This is a genomic window from Burkholderia sp. HI2500, assembly GCF_002223055.1.
GTDB lineage: Bacteria > Pseudomonadota > Gammaproteobacteria > Burkholderiales > Burkholderiaceae > Burkholderia.
The window spans coordinates 1,537,987-1,554,694 of the sequence record NZ_NKFL01000004.1 but is presented as its reverse complement, the minus strand read 5'-3'; the positions used below and the strand labels follow the sequence as shown (position 1 = coordinate 1,554,694).

Sequence of the window (16,708 nt, the reverse complement as noted above, 5' to 3'; positions counted from 1 at the left end):
CTTCGACAGGTGATTTTCGAGCGTTGTGTTGATTGAATGCGATTACCGTGCAGACGAGTCACAGACATTTCAATTCAAAGAGACGAATTCAGACCATGTCCTACGTTCTGTATTACTCGCCCGGCGCGGCAAGCATGGCCGTGCACTGGATGTTGATCGAACTCGGCGTGCCGTTCGAAACGCGCCTCGTCGATATCGATACGGGGGCGCAGCATACGCCCGAGTACCTGCGGTTGAATCCCGCGGGCCGAGTGCCGACGCTGGTCGTCGATGGCAAACCGCGGACCGAATCGGCCGCGTTGCTGATGCTGCTCGCCGAACGTCATCCGGAGCCGCGCCTGGCTCCGGATCCGGGCTCGCCTGAACGTGCCGAGTGGTTCGAGATGATGATCTATCTCGCCAATTCCGTCTTGCCGGCGATGCGAAACTGGTTCTACGCGGAGACGGATGGGGATCCGCGATGCGCTGAAATGGTGAAGACGTTTTCGCAAGGGCAAATCGAGGAATCGATGGCACATCTCGACACTCTGCTGTCCGATGGCCGTTCGTATTTGATCAACGATCGGTTGAGCCCGGTCGACTTCCTGGCGCTGATGCTCATGCGCTGGACGCGCAACATGCCGCGTCCGGCAACGACGTGGGGGAATCTGGCGCGCTATATCCACGAGCTTCGCGCGATGCCGACGTTCATCGAGTTGAACGCGCGTGAAGGTCTGACGGAGTGGTTGAATCCGGTTGCCTGAGCGTTTCCGAAGGCGCTCAAAAGTGCGGCAGCGGTCGGTTGGAGGCTGCTTGTCGTGGGGTTTGGGGATGAAATATCGTATTTGACATAATCAACATGATCAATTTTTTTAATTGTAGCAGCCATATCCTAATGTCGTGTTCTGGCTATTTACAGATGTCGGGTTTTTGACTGCTGGCATGCTGGACGGCTCGTTGAGCGAGCGCGGAGCCGACCATGCAGCCAGCCGGATTGGTGACACTGACGATGCGAGAGCTTGATCGACTCAAGGTGATCCAGGCTGTGGTGGACACGGGCTTGAAGCCGGGACGTGCAGCCGAACGGCAGGCGTTGACGACCCGCCGAATTCGCCGGTTCGTCGCCAGGCCACGTGAGCACGGCAAGCCGGACGCGATCGATGTCGAGACACCGGGCGAAGGACGCCAACCGCTGTCAGGACCCGAGTGCCGCCGATCGATGACTGTTCCGTTCCCCTGCGCCAGCTTGACGGAACAATCAGACCCAAGCCGCAAGACAACCGATGCGTGCTTGTCAGACGCACAACAGCCCGAGCGAGATGGCCTTCGTCACCGCATGGCGACGGCCCTTGGCATTGAGCTTCCGAACGACATTGCCGATATGAAAATTCACGGTTCGCTCGGTGATGCCGAGAATCTCGCCGATCTCCCAGCTCGTCTTGCCGGCGGAACACCATTGCAGGCATTGCCGTTCGCGCGAACTCATGCCCGACACCCGCGTGGTGCCCTGCCCTTTGGTTTCCCGCGCGATCATGGTGACCTTTTCCTCGATGTACGCGCAAAGCAGACTGAGTTTCGCGGTCTGGCCGAGGTCGTGCGCCGGGATGCCTTCAGAGCCGTCGGAGGCAACGCTCAGCACGCCGATGTCGCCGCGATGGCCGCGCACCGGCAAGCTCAGGCCGTGAACGAGACCGAAGCGACGCGCGTCCGCTTCGAGGCACCGCTGCTCGCCGGAGCTGTACATCGCGCGCTCCCATCGCAGCGGCAGCGAGGACGTGCGTGCGTGGGCGAGTATCGGGTCGATGTTCGCGTAGCGGCGCTCGGCGTAGACATCCTGCCAGGCCGGGCAGTTCGAGATGATGTGACTGAAGGCCGTCTCGCCGGCGGACCCGGACGAGACAACCGAATACATATAAGTTTGGTATCCGGCCTCGCGGCAGAAACTTCCCACGTGGGCCCCGAGTTCCTCCATCGTCTGCGATTGAAGGATAGGCATGAATTCGTCTACCAATTCAAACTCCGTATTGACTCTTCACTGATCTCGAACGTAAGCACGCGTCAACACCATCGGAAACGCCGCGCTCGCCCGCCGACAAGCGGCGCCCCGCGCGGGTCGATCCGGTATTTCATGGCCGGTACTCGGGGCGAGTCCGGCTGGTGCCAACAGTACGGGAGCGGTTAGCTGCCCGACGCACTTTCGCGCAGCTCGCGCACCTGCTCGACACGTTCATGCACGGCAGCCGACGCGACCGGCCCTGCCTTGAGCAGGACGCGATCCACGGTAATCGGCTGCAGGTCATTCCTGTCGACGACCACGGACTCCAGCACCCGACCGCTCTCCCGATCGATCTGCTGAACCGCGACACCGTCGTTGACGAGGTACTTGCTCCCCCAATCGAACAGCACGACCAGCAGCGGGAACAGGTCGATGCCCATCTGCGTCAGCACGTACTCGTAACGCGTGGGTCGCGTCATGTAGCGCCGGCGTTCCAGCAGGCCCTGATCGACCAGGCGTTTCAATCTGCGCGTCAGCGTATTGGTTGCAATCCCGACACTGCGCTGGAATTCGTCGAAGCGTGTACACCCCTGCAATGCATCCCGCAGGATCAGGAGCGTCCACGATTCGCCGATGCAGTCGAGTGCGCGCGCGGTCGGGCACTCCATCGATTTAAAGCTGGTCGTTCTCATGGCGTGAAGGCTAACATCGTGACTTCTAATATGCAAGTGACTATCCGGACGGATGCCATGTGACGTCAAGGGCATGCCGGACGGGCTGTCCGGCATGCCCCTGGATCAGGCGTCTGCCGGCGGAGGGCCGAATATCAGCGCGGCGTTCGTTCCGCCGAAGCCGAAGGAATTCGACAGCGTGTAACGCACCGGCCGCGACTTGCTGCGGTTCGGCACCAGATCGAGGCCGTCGCATTCGGGGGCCGGGCGATCGAGGTTGATCGTCGGCGGTGCGACCTGGTCGCGGAGCGCCAGCAGCGCGAACACCGCTTCGACGCTGCCGGCGGCGCCGAGCAGGTGCCCGGTCGACGCCTTCGTGGCGGACACCGACGCACCACCGAACAGATGCTCGCCAAACACGCGTTTCAGCGCGGCGATCTCGGCCAGATCGCCGGCGGGCGTCGACGTCGAATGCGCATTGATGTAGTCGATGGCGTCCGGCTCGATGCGCGCACGCTTGAGGGCGGCCAGCATCGCGCGGGCCGCGCCGTCGCCATCATCCGGCGGCGCGACGATGTGATAAGCGTCGCCCGACATGCCGTAACCGATCACTTCCGCGTAGATCCGGGCGCCGCGCGCCAGCGCATGCCCGTATTCCTCGAGGACGACCATGCCGCTGCCCTCACCCATCACGAAGCCGTCGCGGTCGGCATCCCACGGCCGCGACGCACGCTCCGGCGTGTCGTTGAAGCCCGTGGACAGCGCTTTCGCCGCGGCAAAACCGGCGATCCCGACCTCGCACACGGCGGCCTCCGCGCCCCCCGCGATCATCACGTCCGCGTCGTCGAGCGCGATCAGGCGCGCCGCATCGCCGATCGCATGGGCACCGGATGCGCATGCCGTGACCGTTGCGTGCGTCGGGCCGCGAAAGCCGTACTTGATCGAAATCTGGCCGGCGGCCAGGTTGATCAGGTTCGACGGAATGAAGAACGGCGACAGCCGCTTGCCGGGCGCACGCTCGATTTGTCGCGATCCAGCCTCGATGCCCGGCAGGCCGCCGATACCCGCACCGACCATGACGCCGGTGCGATTCTGCAGCGCCCGGTCGTCCGGATGCCATTGTGCGTCGTCGAGCGCTTCCGTGGCGGCCGCGATCGCATAGACGATGAACGGATCCATTTTCTTGACTTCCTTCGCCTCGACCCATTCGGTCGCATCGAAGCCGCCGTCGCGCGCATTGCCGGCGGGAATCAGCCCGGCGATCTTGCAAGGCAGGTTCGACGTGTCGAAGCGATCGATGGTCGTGATACCGCTTCGACCGGCGAGCAGGTTCCGCCACGAGTGTTCGACACCGACGCCGAGCGGAGTCACGAGGCCGAGCCCCGTCACGACGACACGCCGCAATCCCAGCGGATGAGGCAGTTGGGGAGTGTTGGGATTCATTGAATTCTCCAGTTGGTTCGCGGTGAATGACCTTGACGCGGGCTCATCGGCTGACCTCGAGTTCGATCGCCTGGTTGCAGAAGCGGCCGCCCAGCACACACGCCGACACGAGCACGAGCGCGGACGTCGCGACCGGGAGGACGATCGAGTGCGGCTGCAGCAACGAGGTCACGATCGGGGCGACGCCCCAGGCAAGCGCATTGATCGACGAGACGACGCCCAGCACCTGCCCCTGATCGTCGGCGGTCGCGCGGTTCGACGCGATGCTGAGCAGCGTGACATAGCAGTTGGAGACGGCGAGCGCGAGCAGCGGCACGGCCGCCCAGAGGCTGATGGGGGCGTCGACCAGCATCACCAGTGCGATCAGGACCGGTTGCGCGATCAGGCTGCCCATGAGGTTCCGTCGCGGTGAAAACGCCTTCGCCAGTGCGGGAATGATGAACAGCAGCGACACGGCGAAGCACGCCGAGTAGAACGACAGCAGCATCGCCTCCCAGAACGCGTCGAATCCATACCGCAGCAGGGAAAAGGCCGACATGTAGTTGAAGAAGATGTAGTAGCCGGTCAGGAACACCGCGAGGATGACGAGCGGCGTGCGGAGTACCGGCGATGCCGCATTCGCGACGATGCGCCGCCATGCGCCGGCGCGTCGCGCAGGCGTGGTGCCGTCGTGTGCGCGACGATCGGAGAAGAACGCGATCACGAACGCGAGCGTGAGCGCCGCCAGGGCGGCACCGATGACGAACGGCAGCGCGACGCCGAACGCACCGCCGCCCGTGCCGGAAAACACCCCACCGATGACCGGCCCGATCGCGAATCCCACGCCGTTCGCCGCAGTGATCGTGCTGAGGTTGCCGGCTTTCGTGTCGGGCGTGCTGATGTCGATGACGGCCGCCTGCGCAACCGGCAGGCTCGCGGCGGTCAGGCCGCAGATCGCGCGGCCGACGAGCACCCCCCACAGACTGCCGGCGTACACGCCGGCAGCGGTGCCGAGCATGCCGAGCGCGTTGCCGCCCAGGCACAGCAGCAGCACACGTTTGCGGCCGTACCGATCGGACATGTCGCCGAGCAGCGGCGACGCGGCGAACATGGCCAGCGGATAGAGCGCCAGCACGATGCCGTAGATCTGATAGCGCGTGGCCTCGCTCACCGACGCGGCAAACAGGCCGGTTTCGTTGTTGAGCAGCATCGGCGTCAGCGCGGGAAACACGATGCCGATTCCGGCGGCATCGACAAAGATGGTCAGGAACAGCGAGGCAATGGCAAGTTTGGATGTCTTCATGGTCAGCGTGCGGACGGACGGGCAACCGTCCGTCCGGGTTCAGGGAAAGGGATCAAAGCGCCGCGAGCCGGTCCAGGCAAGCTGCGGTCGTGTCGAGCAGCCGGTTGCCCGAGTCGTCGGCGGCCGGCATTTCCAGCCGGCCGAGTTCGTCGAGATACGCGGCATGTTCGACGGGCCGCCCGCACCCCACGCCGTCGCCGAGCGCGCTGTACAGCGGCAACATCCTGAAGAACGGATCGGATTCGGGCGTCTCGTCGCGAGCGCGGGCCACCCATTCGGCGGCCGGTATTCCGCGCAGCGTCGACCCGTTGCGCAGCCGCGCCACGATCGCGCGAAAATCCAGATCGTCGATATGGACGTTGCGCACGGCCGACATCATGGTGACCTTGCTGCGACGGACGATGTAGCGGGCCACGTGTTCCGTCGGCATGACCGGCACCGCAACGGGAAGATCCGGGTAAGCGCCCATCGCCACGCATTTATTGCTGAACGCGACGAAATGGTTCTGCCGTTTCAGGTTCGGATCGCGGTCGTCGATCAGCAGCGGCAGCCGATAGATCGACGTGGGATAGCCGTGCAGTACCGATTGCGCGAAGCAGGCTTCCGCCACGAACTTCGAGCGTTCGTAACCCGACGACAACGCGCGGATCGCCGCGTGGTCGAGCCATTGTTCCGGCAGCGATTCCAGCTCCGTGTACTGCGTCGAAATGTAGTGCACGTGGGCGACTTTCGCGGCCGCCGCAAACGCCAGGACGTGCCGGCTCGCGCCGACGTTGCCCTCGCGCATGAAGGCGTAGTCGGCCGCGTGATTGACGTGCGCCGCGCAATGCACGACCTGCGTGACATGGGTCAGCAACTGCGCATGGCTGTCGTCGTCCATGCCGAACCGCGGCAAGGTTGCGTCGCCGCGGCAGATCCGGACACGCGCGACGGGCAGCGCGCCGCCGAACATGGCACGGTAACGGGCGTCGAGACGCGCGCGCGCGTCGGCGTCGTCGTTGCCGCGCACCAGCACGTAGACGTCCGCGTGTGTTTCCTCGAGCAGCATCCGCAGGAGCCACGCGCCGAGGTGCCCGGTCGCGCCGGTCAGCAGATAGGCGTCCGCTGCCTTCGCCGCCGTCCCCGTGAATGCCGGCAGCGTCGCGGCGGCCGCCAGATCCGCCGCATACGGCGCATCCTCCTGCCGGTTGACGGCGTCGTTCGTCGTCGTCGCCCCGTCGGGCCGGTGCGCACATGCGGCAAGGAAACCGTCGATCGTCGGGTTGGTCAGGAAGCGGCTGAAATCGACCTTCAGCGCGAGCTCGCGTTCGGCGGCGAGGACCATGCGCGTCAACGACAGCGAATCGCCGCCGAGCTGGAAGAAGTTCTCGCGGGTCCCGATCGAGGCCAGGTCGAGCTGCGTCTTCCATAGCGTGCACAAGGCCGCCTGTTCCGGCGACAACGCCTCCGCCGCGTCGGCGGGACGCCGTGCATCGGCGTCCTGCTCGATCCGGGCCAGCACGCGTTCCGTGAGCGCCTTCCGGTCGACCTTGCCGCTGCTGTTCGACGGAAATGCGTCGAACAGCATCAGGCGCCACGGCACCATGTAATCCGGCAACCGCGCTTTCGCGCCGGCCAACACGGCAGGCTCGTCGAACCCGTCCGCAATGACGCAGCCGACGATCTGCCGTCCGACTGATGAGGCGGCGCCGACATCGACCACGAGTGCGCTCGCGTGACGGACGCCCGGCTGCGACATCAGCACGTGTTCGATCTCGCCCAGCTCGACCAGCAGCCCGCGCAGCTTCACGCGGAAATCGTTGCGACCGATGTAGTCGAGTTCGCCGTCGCGCCGCCATTTGACGATGTCGCCGGTGCGGTACATGCGCGTCGCACCGTCCTGATACGGATTGGCGGAGAACGCGTCGGGCGCCTTGAGCGTGCCGATGTAGCCGCGCGCCACGCCGCTGCCGCCGAGGTACAACTCGCCGGGCACGCCAGGCGGCACCGGGCGGCCGCGTGCGTCCAGCACCCAGCAGCGCACCCCGTCGCACGCGAGGCCGATCGATGCGCCCGGCCCGTCGGGCACCCGGGTGCACGCATGATGCGTTGCATAGATCGTCACTTCCGTCGGCCCGTACAGGTTGTTGAGCGTCGTGGTCGTGCCCGACGCGAGCCACGCGCGCACCACCGGCTGCATCAAGGCCTCGCCGACCGAAATCACATGGCGCAGCGTCGGGCAGCGGGTGAGCGGCTCGAGCAGCAGGTTCAGCAGCGACGGCACGGTGCTCATCATGGTCACGTCGTGGCGTACGCACACGGCGGCGTGGCCGGCCGGCCCGTCCGTTTCGTCCATCAGCACGACGACCCCGCCCGTCATCAGCGGCAGGCAGAATTCGGGCACCGAGATATCGAACGTCAGAACCGTCCCTTGCAGGAACCTGTCGCGCGCCGAGAAGCCGAAATGGCGCTCCATCCAGCGCAGGCGCTGGGTCAGGCCCAGATGCTCGACCAGCACGCCCTTCGGATTGCCGGTGCTGCCGGAAGTGAACAGCACGTAAGCGAGCTTGCCGCCGCGATCGGCGTAGTCGCCGTTCGGTTCCAGTCGAGCGTGATGCTGCACGCGGCCGGCTTGCACGACGTCGCAGTCGATCGCGGTGTGGTCCGCGCGAAGCACGACGTTGCACAGCCCCAGCGCGTCGCGCTCGGCGAGCGCCTGCCGCACGTCGTCGGACAGCCGGTGCCGTTGCGTCAACACCATCGCGCAGCGGGCCGTGTCGATCATGTAGCCCGTGCGCGCCGCCGGATGCTTCAGGTCGAGTGCGACGTACGCGGCAGCGCATTTCCAGATCGCGAGGATCGCGATGATGGATTCCGGGCACCCGAAACGCGGCATCAGGATGCCGACGGTCGTCTCGCTGCCGACGCCCTGGCGGTGCAGCGTATCGGCCACCGTATCGGCCAGCGCGTTCAACTCACGATAGGTCAGCCGTCGTTCGCCCCATTCGATGGCGACCGCATCCGGCGTCTCGTGCGCGCGCCGTGCGAACTGCTCGTGCACGCATGCCGTGTCGCCCGGATCGACATCCCGCGTGTCGCGCGGCACCGGGCCGCGCCCGGATGCCAGCAACCGCAGTTGGTCGGCGGCCAGCATCGTGATCGAGCCCACTTCGCGTTCGGCATGACCGGGGTCGGACAACGCAACCAGCAGCGTCGCGTAATGCTCCGCAATCTGTTCGACCGTCGCGCGGTCGAACACGGCATCGGCGTACTTGAGGTCGATCGCCCAATCGTGCTGACGTTGCGTCACCCATGCACTCAGGTCGAATTGCGCTTCCTGCTGCGTGATGTCGAGCGGTGTCGCGTCGCACCGGGCACCGACGTCGACCACCATCTCGGAGGCATCGAAGTAGTTGAAATACGTCTGGAACAGCCCTGCCGAACGGCTGGCGGAGCGCAGGCGTTCGTCGCGCATCAACAGCGCGAGCGGGACGTCCTGGTAATCGACCAACTCGAACAGTGCACGCCGGACCCGGTCGACCGCCGCCGTGACGGTCTGGTTTTCGTCGACTTCGCTGACGAGCGGCAGCACGTTGACGAAATGGCCAACCGTGTTGCGCCAGCGCTGTGCCGAACGACCGTTGAACGCGACGCCCGTGATCACGCGATTCTGGTTCGAGTATCGCGCGAGCAGCAACAGCCACGTGGCAAGATGCACGGCCGCGCGCCGTCCGCCCGGCATCGCGTTGAGCTGGTCGGCGAGGCGCCGCGGCACCGGTACGCGCACCGTGCCGCCGGTCTTCGCGCCCTGCTCCGTGCGCACCCGATCCACCGGCAGGTCGACGCTGACGGGTACGCCGTCGCCGTCGATGATCCGCTCGACGAAGAATGCGCGTGCGGCCGTCAGGGTCGTCACATCGAGTGCCCGTTGCGTGGCCACGAAGTCGCGATAGGGTGCATCGGAATCGACCAGCGGTGCCGTGGTGCCGCACATCGCCTGAAGAAGCTGGACGCCCACGATGAAAATGGTCGCGGCATCCATCACGAGGTGATTCGACGTCACGACCAGATACCATTCGTGCGGCGACACGCGCAGCACGTTCACGCGGGTCGCGAAGTCGGTCGCGAGGTCGGGCGACGCGGCCAGCAGCGCCTGGATCCGGGCGTCGACGTCGACACCCGATGCGGCGTCCTCGGTCGCGATCGCGCAACGCGAGAGCGTTTCGTCAAGCGAATGAATGACGTATCCCGGCTCATGCTCGACTTCGTCGAACGTCGCGCGCAGCAATTCGTGTTCGCCAAGCAGCTCGCGCCATCGCGCCGCCAGCCGATCCAGGTCGAGCCCGTCGCCGGCCACGCGCCAGCCGACTGCGCAGTTGTAGGCGCGGCTGTCGCGGTGGCGGATCTGCTCGTACCAGATCGCGAACTGATTGTACGAAAGCGGTACGCGGGCCGGTGCACCGCCCTCCTTCACGGGCGCGGCCTCGGCGGGAGCCGTCGCCGTCGCCTGGCTCATCGACTCCACCAGCCGGTCATGGATATCCGCGACAGTGGCGCTGTCGAAGAACAGGCTCGCGGGCAGGCTCAGCCCGAGCCGCCCCTGCAGTTCGCTGCGAATCCGGATCGTGCCGACCGAATCGAGCCCGAGTTCGTCCAGCGTCGACGTCCTGGCAATCTGGTGCGGCGCATGGCCCGTTTCCGCGGCGATCAGCCCGGTCAGCAGCGCGAACGCGCCGTCGGCTGTCGTCGTGGCCGACGCCGGCCCGATCGCGGCCGCGTCGCGTGTCGCGAGCGTGTCGCCCGATCGTGCGGGCGCTTCCGGGACGACGCGATAAATCGCCAGATGCGCGCCGTGCCCGATGCGCGCCATCGCGGCGGTCAGTGCCGCGCAGGCGGCTTGCGGGGCGAGCGGTTGCAGCCGTCGCAGCGAGCGCGACGGTGTACGCGCCCCCACCCGCTTCAACATGCCGGTGTCCGCCCACGGCCCCCAGTCGACCACGATGGCCGGCAGGCCGAGCGAAGCACCGTGCGCGGCCAGCCGTTGCAGCCCCGCGTTCGCGATCGCATACGAAATCTGGCCTGGCGACTCGACCAGCGACGCCAGCGACGAGAAATACACGATGAACCCGATCGAAGGCTGCCCGCACGCGTAGTCGTGGAGCACCGACGCCCCGCGCAACTTGGCGCCGAGAACGGTGTCGAGTTGCGCCGCGTCGGTGTCCAGGATGTTCCGGTCGGCGGTCGCGCCGGCCAGGTGAAAAATGCCGTCCAGCGCGCCGGCATGGGCAGTCAGCCACGCACCGTCGACCTCGGCGGCGGCCAGATCCGCGACGAGCAGTTGAATCGTCGCGCCGGACCGCTCGCGCAGGCCCGCCACCCATCGGTGATCCTCGTCGTCCGGCGTCAACGCGCGTCGGCGCATCAGCACGAGGTTCCGGCATCCGCAATCGTCGACAAGATGTTCGACGAGATGTTTGCCCGCCCCGCCGAACGCACCGGTCACGAGGTAGCGGCCGTCGCTGCGCGGCTGCAGCGCGTTGTCGCCGTCGACTTCCGGCAGGCCGGCCACGGTTTCGCGGCGCGCCAGCCCCGCGTCGTCGATACGCCATAGCGGTGTCGCGATGCGCCGCGACGTGATGCCCGGCTTGACGTCCCGTACCGCGAGGATCGCGTCGACGACGCGATCGCCCGCGACGGCGAATTCGAGCTGTGCCGCGTCCAGCGCGGGCAGTTCGGCCTGCAAATGAACCGCGAGCGCCTGCATCGTCGCCGCGCCCAGCACGTCCGGCGCGGCGTGACCCGTCTCCGTCACGAGGCAGACTTGTAGCGGCTGTCCCGGTTGTCGGTCCGACACCGTCTCGATGCTGCGCCGCACGTCGCGAACGAAAGCGGCGACCGTGCCGTAGGACGCTGCGCCGGACAGCCACGCGTGAGGCGCCCAGACGACGATCGTGCGTACTCGCGCACCGTCCGCCTGCGGTTCGTCGATCGGCTTGCCGTCGCGCTGCGACTCCCCCGGCAACGCGAGCAAGCGGCTTGCTGCCCCGCGCGTGGCAAGGCCCTCGTGCCAGCGATCGGGCGCCGGTGCATCCGCCGGTGCGAGCAACAGCCACGTTTCGCCGGTCAGCGACGCGCCGGCCGGCAATGCCGGGACACCGTCGCGCACCCATTCGACCCGGAAGTGCACGTCATGGCGCTCGGCGGCGCTTGCCGACAGGCGCACGCAGGTCACGCCATGCAGTATGGCAACGTCCCGGCCGGATTCGTCCTGGACGAGCACGTCGCCGACCAGCATCGTGTCGCTCGACTCCCGAAGCACGGCCCGGCAAGTCAGCGCCGACGACCAGCGCGCGTGCGGATCGATCCGGATCGACTCGAGTGCGACGGGGGCATAGGCGCTTTCCGGACGGCCTCGGCATACACCGAGCGACTGGAAGCACGTGTCGATGAACGCACTGTGACTGAGCGGCAGCGCCGGCTGCGCGTCCGGCGGTGCGATGCGGCAGCGTACCTCGGTGTCGCTGACGCGCTGGTAGGCGGCGATCCGCTGGAACAGCGGGCCGTACTGGACGCCCCGACGCGCATATTCGTCAAAGAACGCGTCCGGTCGCGCCCATTCGCCTGGCTGCTCGTCGAACCGGCCGCTCGACGGCGGCAGCGGCGCGTGTTCCGCTGCGACGTGCACGCGCGCCAGTTCGGCATCGCCATCGCCCGGCAGTCGATAGACGATCGTGTAGCGGCCATCGTGCGCGGGACCGGTCACCTGGCAGGCCACCTCGTGCGTCGCCGCCGGATCGTCGAAGGCGAGCGGCCGGCTGACCGTCAGATCGTCGAGCTGAATCATCGCGCCGGCAGGACCCTGTCGGGGCGTTTGCGCGATAGCCTGCATCGCGAGCGCGACACCTGTCGACAGGTAGAACGCGCCGGGTACGATCGCCCGGCCGTGAATCCGGTGCTGATTGATCCAGTCCAGCGCGGGCGTGCCGAGGTCGACCTGCAAGGTCGCGCGAAAGTCGATGCCCGACCAGGCCGGCGCATCGCGCAGCGGCTGTGGCGGCGCGGCGCGGGTGCTCGCGCGGGAGACGGTGTGCGGCCACGACGCCGGTTGCAGCAGCGTGTGGTCGAAACGATATGTCGGCAGTTCGACGAACGGCTCGGCGGCCCGCGCATCGCCGAATGCCTGCATGGCCTTCCGGATGTCCAGTGCGCCGCCTTCCGCGAGGCGTCCTGCAGCACGCAGGAACGTTTCGTCGTCGGCGCCGCGCCGGTCGATGCTGGGCAGGCACGCCAACCCGCGCCGTGCCGCCCGCGCGGTGGCCGCGACGAGGCCGCAGAGCACCGGACGCGGCCCGATTTCGAGCACCGCGTCGACGTCGTCGCCGACGAGCCCGGCGGCGGCCGCCGCGAAATCGACGGGCCGCACGATCTGTTCGGCCCAGTAGGCCGGCGAACCCGGTGCCGCGTCCATTTGCACGGACCCGACCCACCCTTCGACGGAACTCACGAAGCGGACGGACGGTCGCGTCGCCGCGACGTCGCCGGCCAGGAGCCGCGCCGCATGCGCGGCGAATTCGTCTGCCGCGGATTGCATCAGCGGCGTATGAAACGCGCCCTGCGTGTCGAGCGGCAGGGTCGTCAGGCCTTGCCGCCGGGCATGCTCCGCGGCGGCCAGCACGGCCGCCTCGGACCCGGCGATCACGGTCGATTCCGGTGCGTTCAGCGCCGACAGCCACAGCGCGGCCGACGGCAGGCCGTGATTGACCTCGTCGATCAGTGCCTCGACGATCTGCCGCGGCGCAGCGATCGACAGCATCTTTCCGGGGCTGACCGTACACGCCCGCTCCATGGCATCGGCGCGCGCCAGCACCAGGCGGGCCGCCGTGTCGAAGTCGAATGCGCCGGCGAACCACGCCGCCGCATATTCACCGACACTGTGCCCGAGCACGGCGTAGGGCCGGCACCCGAGTTCCTGCCAGAACCGCGCGAGTGCGCATTGCAGGACGAGCAGCGAGAGCTGGGACGTCCGCTGTTCGCGCACGAGCGGCAGCGCCGCGCCCGCAGCCTGCCCGGTGGCCAGCATGCGCGGCAGCAACGGCGTGCTCCAGCCGACGATGCGGTCGACGTGATCCGCGAATTCCGTGAGTAACGCGCGGAATCGCCGGTTGGCGTCGAACAGTCTGCGAGACATGCCGGCGTACTGGCTGCCCTGCCCGGTGAAGACCATCGCGACGCGCTGCAGCCGCGTCGTCGGGGCCGGTGCGGCGCAACGCTCGCGCAACCGTTCGACCAGTTCGGCCGGGTTGCCGGCCGCGACCGCGATCGACGCATGCGGCCACACCTGGCGGTTCGCCAGCGCCGCGTCGCACAGCGCGTGCAGGTCGATATCGGGCGATGCCTCGATCGCATCCGCATAGGCGTCAGCCAGCGCCTGAACCGACGCCGGCGTGCGGGCCGACAGGAACAGCAGGCTTGCGCCGCTGCGGCGCTCCGCCGCCGGCGTGGCCGCACGATGGGCGCGCGACTCGCCCAGCACGACGTGCGCGTTGGTGCCGCTCATGCCGAACGAGCTGACACCCGCGATCAGCCGCCCGTCCGGATCGCCAGGCAGCCAGTGCGTGGCAGTCGCAGGGATCACGCCCTGGAAGCGGGCAAGCGGCAGATCCTCGCTGATATCGTCGGCCATGCAATGCGGCGCGAGTTGCCGCGCGGACACGCACAGAGCCGCCTTGATCAGGCTCGCGATCCCGGCGCTTCCCTCGCAATGGCCGATATTGGCCTTGACCGCCCCGAGATACAGCGGATGCATGCGCTTGCCGAACACGTCGGCGAGCGCCGACAGCTCGATTCGATCGCCGAGGTCGGTGCCGGTCCCGTGTGTTTCGACATAGGAGACGTCGGCCGGCGTCAGCGCGGCGCTCGACAGCGCGTCTTCGATCACGCGGCGCTGGGCGGCCTGCGAAGGCGCGGTGATGCCGTTGCTGCGGCCGTCGCTGTTCACGGCGCTGCCGAGCAGGTTCGCGTAGATCCGCTTGCCGGTGCGCACGGCGTCCGATTGGCGCATCAACACGACGGCGCCGATGCCTTCGCCGCGCGCGAAGCCGTCGGCGTGTCGCGTGAAGGTCTTGCAGCGACCGTCGGCGGCCAGCATGCCGGCCTGTGCCAGATCCACGCTGTAATCGTGCGTCAGCATGAGCGACGCGCCGGCCACGATCGCCGCGTCGCATTCGCCCGCGGCCAGCGCGCCGAGTGCCTGGTGAACTGCCACCAGCGACGACGAGCAGGCGGTATCGACGACGAATGCCGGGCCTTCGAGGCCGAGATGATAGGCGATCCGCCCCGCGGCCATGCTGCCCAGCGCGCCGCGGCTCAGGAAGCCGTTGTAGTCGTCGCTGCTCGCCATCCGGCGTGCATAGTCGAGCGTGCTCAGGCCGACGAACACGCCCCAGCGCTGCTTCCTCAGCGACGACGGGTCGATGCCCGCGTCCTCGATGGCGTGATAGCTCGTTTCCAGCAGCAATCGATGCTGCGGATCCATGTAGATGGCCTCTTTCGGCGCGATCGAGAACACCGCCGGATCGAATGCCCACGGCGAGCGGGCAAGGAAGCCTCCGTGCAGCGCTTGCGGCGGCGTCGCGGCGCCGTCCGCGCCGAAACGGCCGGCCGGCATCGGCCCGGTCGCTTCCCGCCCGTCCAGCACCACCGCACGGAAAGCATCGAGCGAATGGGCGGTTCCGGGCAACTCGCACGCCATGCCGACAATGGAGATTTCCTCCGGTACCCGTTCACGCTGCTTCATTGCTCGACTCCGTCGTTGCGTTGTGTTTTTCCGTTCCGTTCTGCGCGTCGATCTGTTGCAGCATGCATTGCACCGAACGGCAGGCGCCTTCGAAGAAGCCCTGCAGGTCCGAATAGGCCTCGCCGCAGATATGCACGCGCCGGTTGGCCGGATCGGCGCCGATGCCGAAGGCGGCCAGTTGCCGAATCACGTCCGCCGAGCGGTAGCCGGGACGCCAGAAGTGCACGCCGGCGCCGAACGGCGCCATGCTCCAGTCGCGGATGCCCCATTCGAGGATGCGCGGCGTGTCGTCGCGCGAGAACGTCTGCTGCAGCGTCCGGACGAGCGCCGCCTTCAGGCGCTCGCCCCGGTTGCGGTACGGGGCCGACTGCCAGCCGCGGCGGCCTTCTTCCGTGTCGATCAGGTTGGCCCAGTACTGATGCCACGGTTCATCGCTGTAGAACATCGCCATGCCGTACCGTTCCGGCTGGCTGGGGTGGACCTCGAAATGAGCGGCCCGGACCATCGCGCCTTCGCCGCTGCCTGGCGGCGTGTCGGCGTTCCACCACGGGTCCTCGACCACGCAGCATGCCCACGTGATCGGGAACGGGACGACGGCATCGAGGCTGGCGGTCACGGCCGGCGGCAGGCAGCGGGCAAGCGCCCGGAGCGGGCGCTGCGGCAGCGCGAGCACGACGCGCCCGCACCGGACGACGACGCGGCGCCGCTCCGCAGTCGACACGTCTTCGATCGTCGCGGCGATGGCGCCGTCGGGCTGCTCCGACAAGTCGACGAGCGCGTGATCCACGACCACGTCGACGCCCAGTGCGCGCACCGCGCGCCCCGCGTAGTCGATCAGCGTCTGCATGCCGCCGACCGGCAGGTAGGACGGACGCTCGAGCAGGCGCAGGTCGAGCAGCGTCGCGATCCATTCCGCGGCATTCGGATTCGCGTTCTTGAAGTTGTAGAACGCCCCCTTCTCGCGCGTGAACTCGACCGCTTCATGGCTCAGTACGTTCGACAGCACGTTCCAGATACCCTGCTGGTAAAGCGGCATGCCCCCGAACCGGGCGTCCGTCCGGAATCTCGCCAGTGCCTCGGCCCGGCCAGGCCGGTCGAAGCGGTCGCCGTCGAGGTCCCACTGGTCGGCGACGATCACGCGTACCGCATGCATCAGCAGCGCCCAGGGCGGATCGTGCGCGCGCGGATCCGCCAGCAGCGCGCGCTCGTCCTCGGTCAGCTTCGCCGCACACGGACGGATCGACGAACCTGCCTCGTGCGACGAAATGGGTTGCACGGGGACGCCCAGCGCCTGCACGAAGGCGTCGACGAGCGGCTGAAGATCGGGCTCGATTCGCACGGCGCCGTATTCCGCACGGAATGCGCCGGCGAGCATCTCGTCGGTCTGCACCCGGCCGCCGATGCGAGACAGCATCTCGACCAGGCGAACCCGCAGTCCGGGGTGACGCTTCTTCAGTTCATAGGCGGCATACAGGCCAGCCAGACCGCCACCGGCGATCAGTACATCGGTATCCAAATGAATTCTCCGTCTGGAAGACCCGGTGCCGCGCGCGCCATTGCGC

The 16,708-nt window shown here is 67.4% G+C and carries 7 protein-coding genes; 1 reads left to right on the top strand and 6 read right to left on the bottom strand.

Features of this window, described 5'->3' with window-relative positions:
- The first annotated feature begins 95 nt into the window (after positions 1–95).
- Entirely contained in the window at positions 96–743 is a 648-nt protein-coding gene (locus CFB45_RS09915; protein ID WP_089425480.1) for a glutathione S-transferase family protein, read from the top strand.
- Positions 744–1,273: 530 nt separating this feature from the next.
- Here CFB45_RS09915 and CFB45_RS09910 read toward each other — a convergent pair.
- The 6 genes from CFB45_RS09910 to CFB45_RS09885 form a co-directional block, all read right to left on the bottom strand.
- Positions 1,274–1,990 (bottom strand): helix-turn-helix transcriptional regulator, encoded by a 717-nt coding sequence (locus tag CFB45_RS09910; protein ID WP_089425479.1) that lies wholly within the window; start codon positions 1,988–1,990, stop codon positions 1,274–1,276.
- Positions 1,991–2,157: 167 nt separating this feature from the next.
- Complete coding sequence (locus CFB45_RS09905) at positions 2,158–2,667, bottom strand: winged helix-turn-helix transcriptional regulator (RefSeq protein WP_089425478.1); 510 nt, start codon at positions 2,665–2,667, stop codon at positions 2,158–2,160.
- Between the two features lie 105 nt (positions 2,668–2,772).
- Positions 2,773–4,056, bottom strand: a complete 1,284-nt coding sequence (gene fabF, locus CFB45_RS09900) for a beta-ketoacyl-ACP synthase II (RefSeq protein WP_206148705.1) — start codon at positions 4,054–4,056, stop codon at positions 2,773–2,775.
- Positions 4,057–4,132: 76 nt separating this feature from the next.
- Complete coding sequence (locus CFB45_RS09895; RefSeq protein WP_089425476.1) at positions 4,133–5,371, bottom strand: MFS transporter; 1,239 nt, start codon at positions 5,369–5,371, stop codon at positions 4,133–4,135.
- 52 nt (positions 5,372–5,423) lie between these two features.
- Entirely contained in the window at positions 5,424–15,146 is a 9,723-nt protein-coding gene (locus CFB45_RS09890; RefSeq protein ID WP_089425475.1) for a hybrid non-ribosomal peptide synthetase/type I polyketide synthase, read from the bottom strand.
- A complete protein-coding gene (locus CFB45_RS09885) occupies positions 15,133–16,662 on the bottom strand; it encodes a flavin monoamine oxidase family protein (protein ID WP_179255055.1) in 1,530 nt (509 codons plus the stop codon). The genes CFB45_RS09890 and CFB45_RS09885 overlap by 14 nt, the downstream gene beginning before the upstream one ends.
- Positions 16,663–16,708 lie beyond the last annotated feature (46 nt).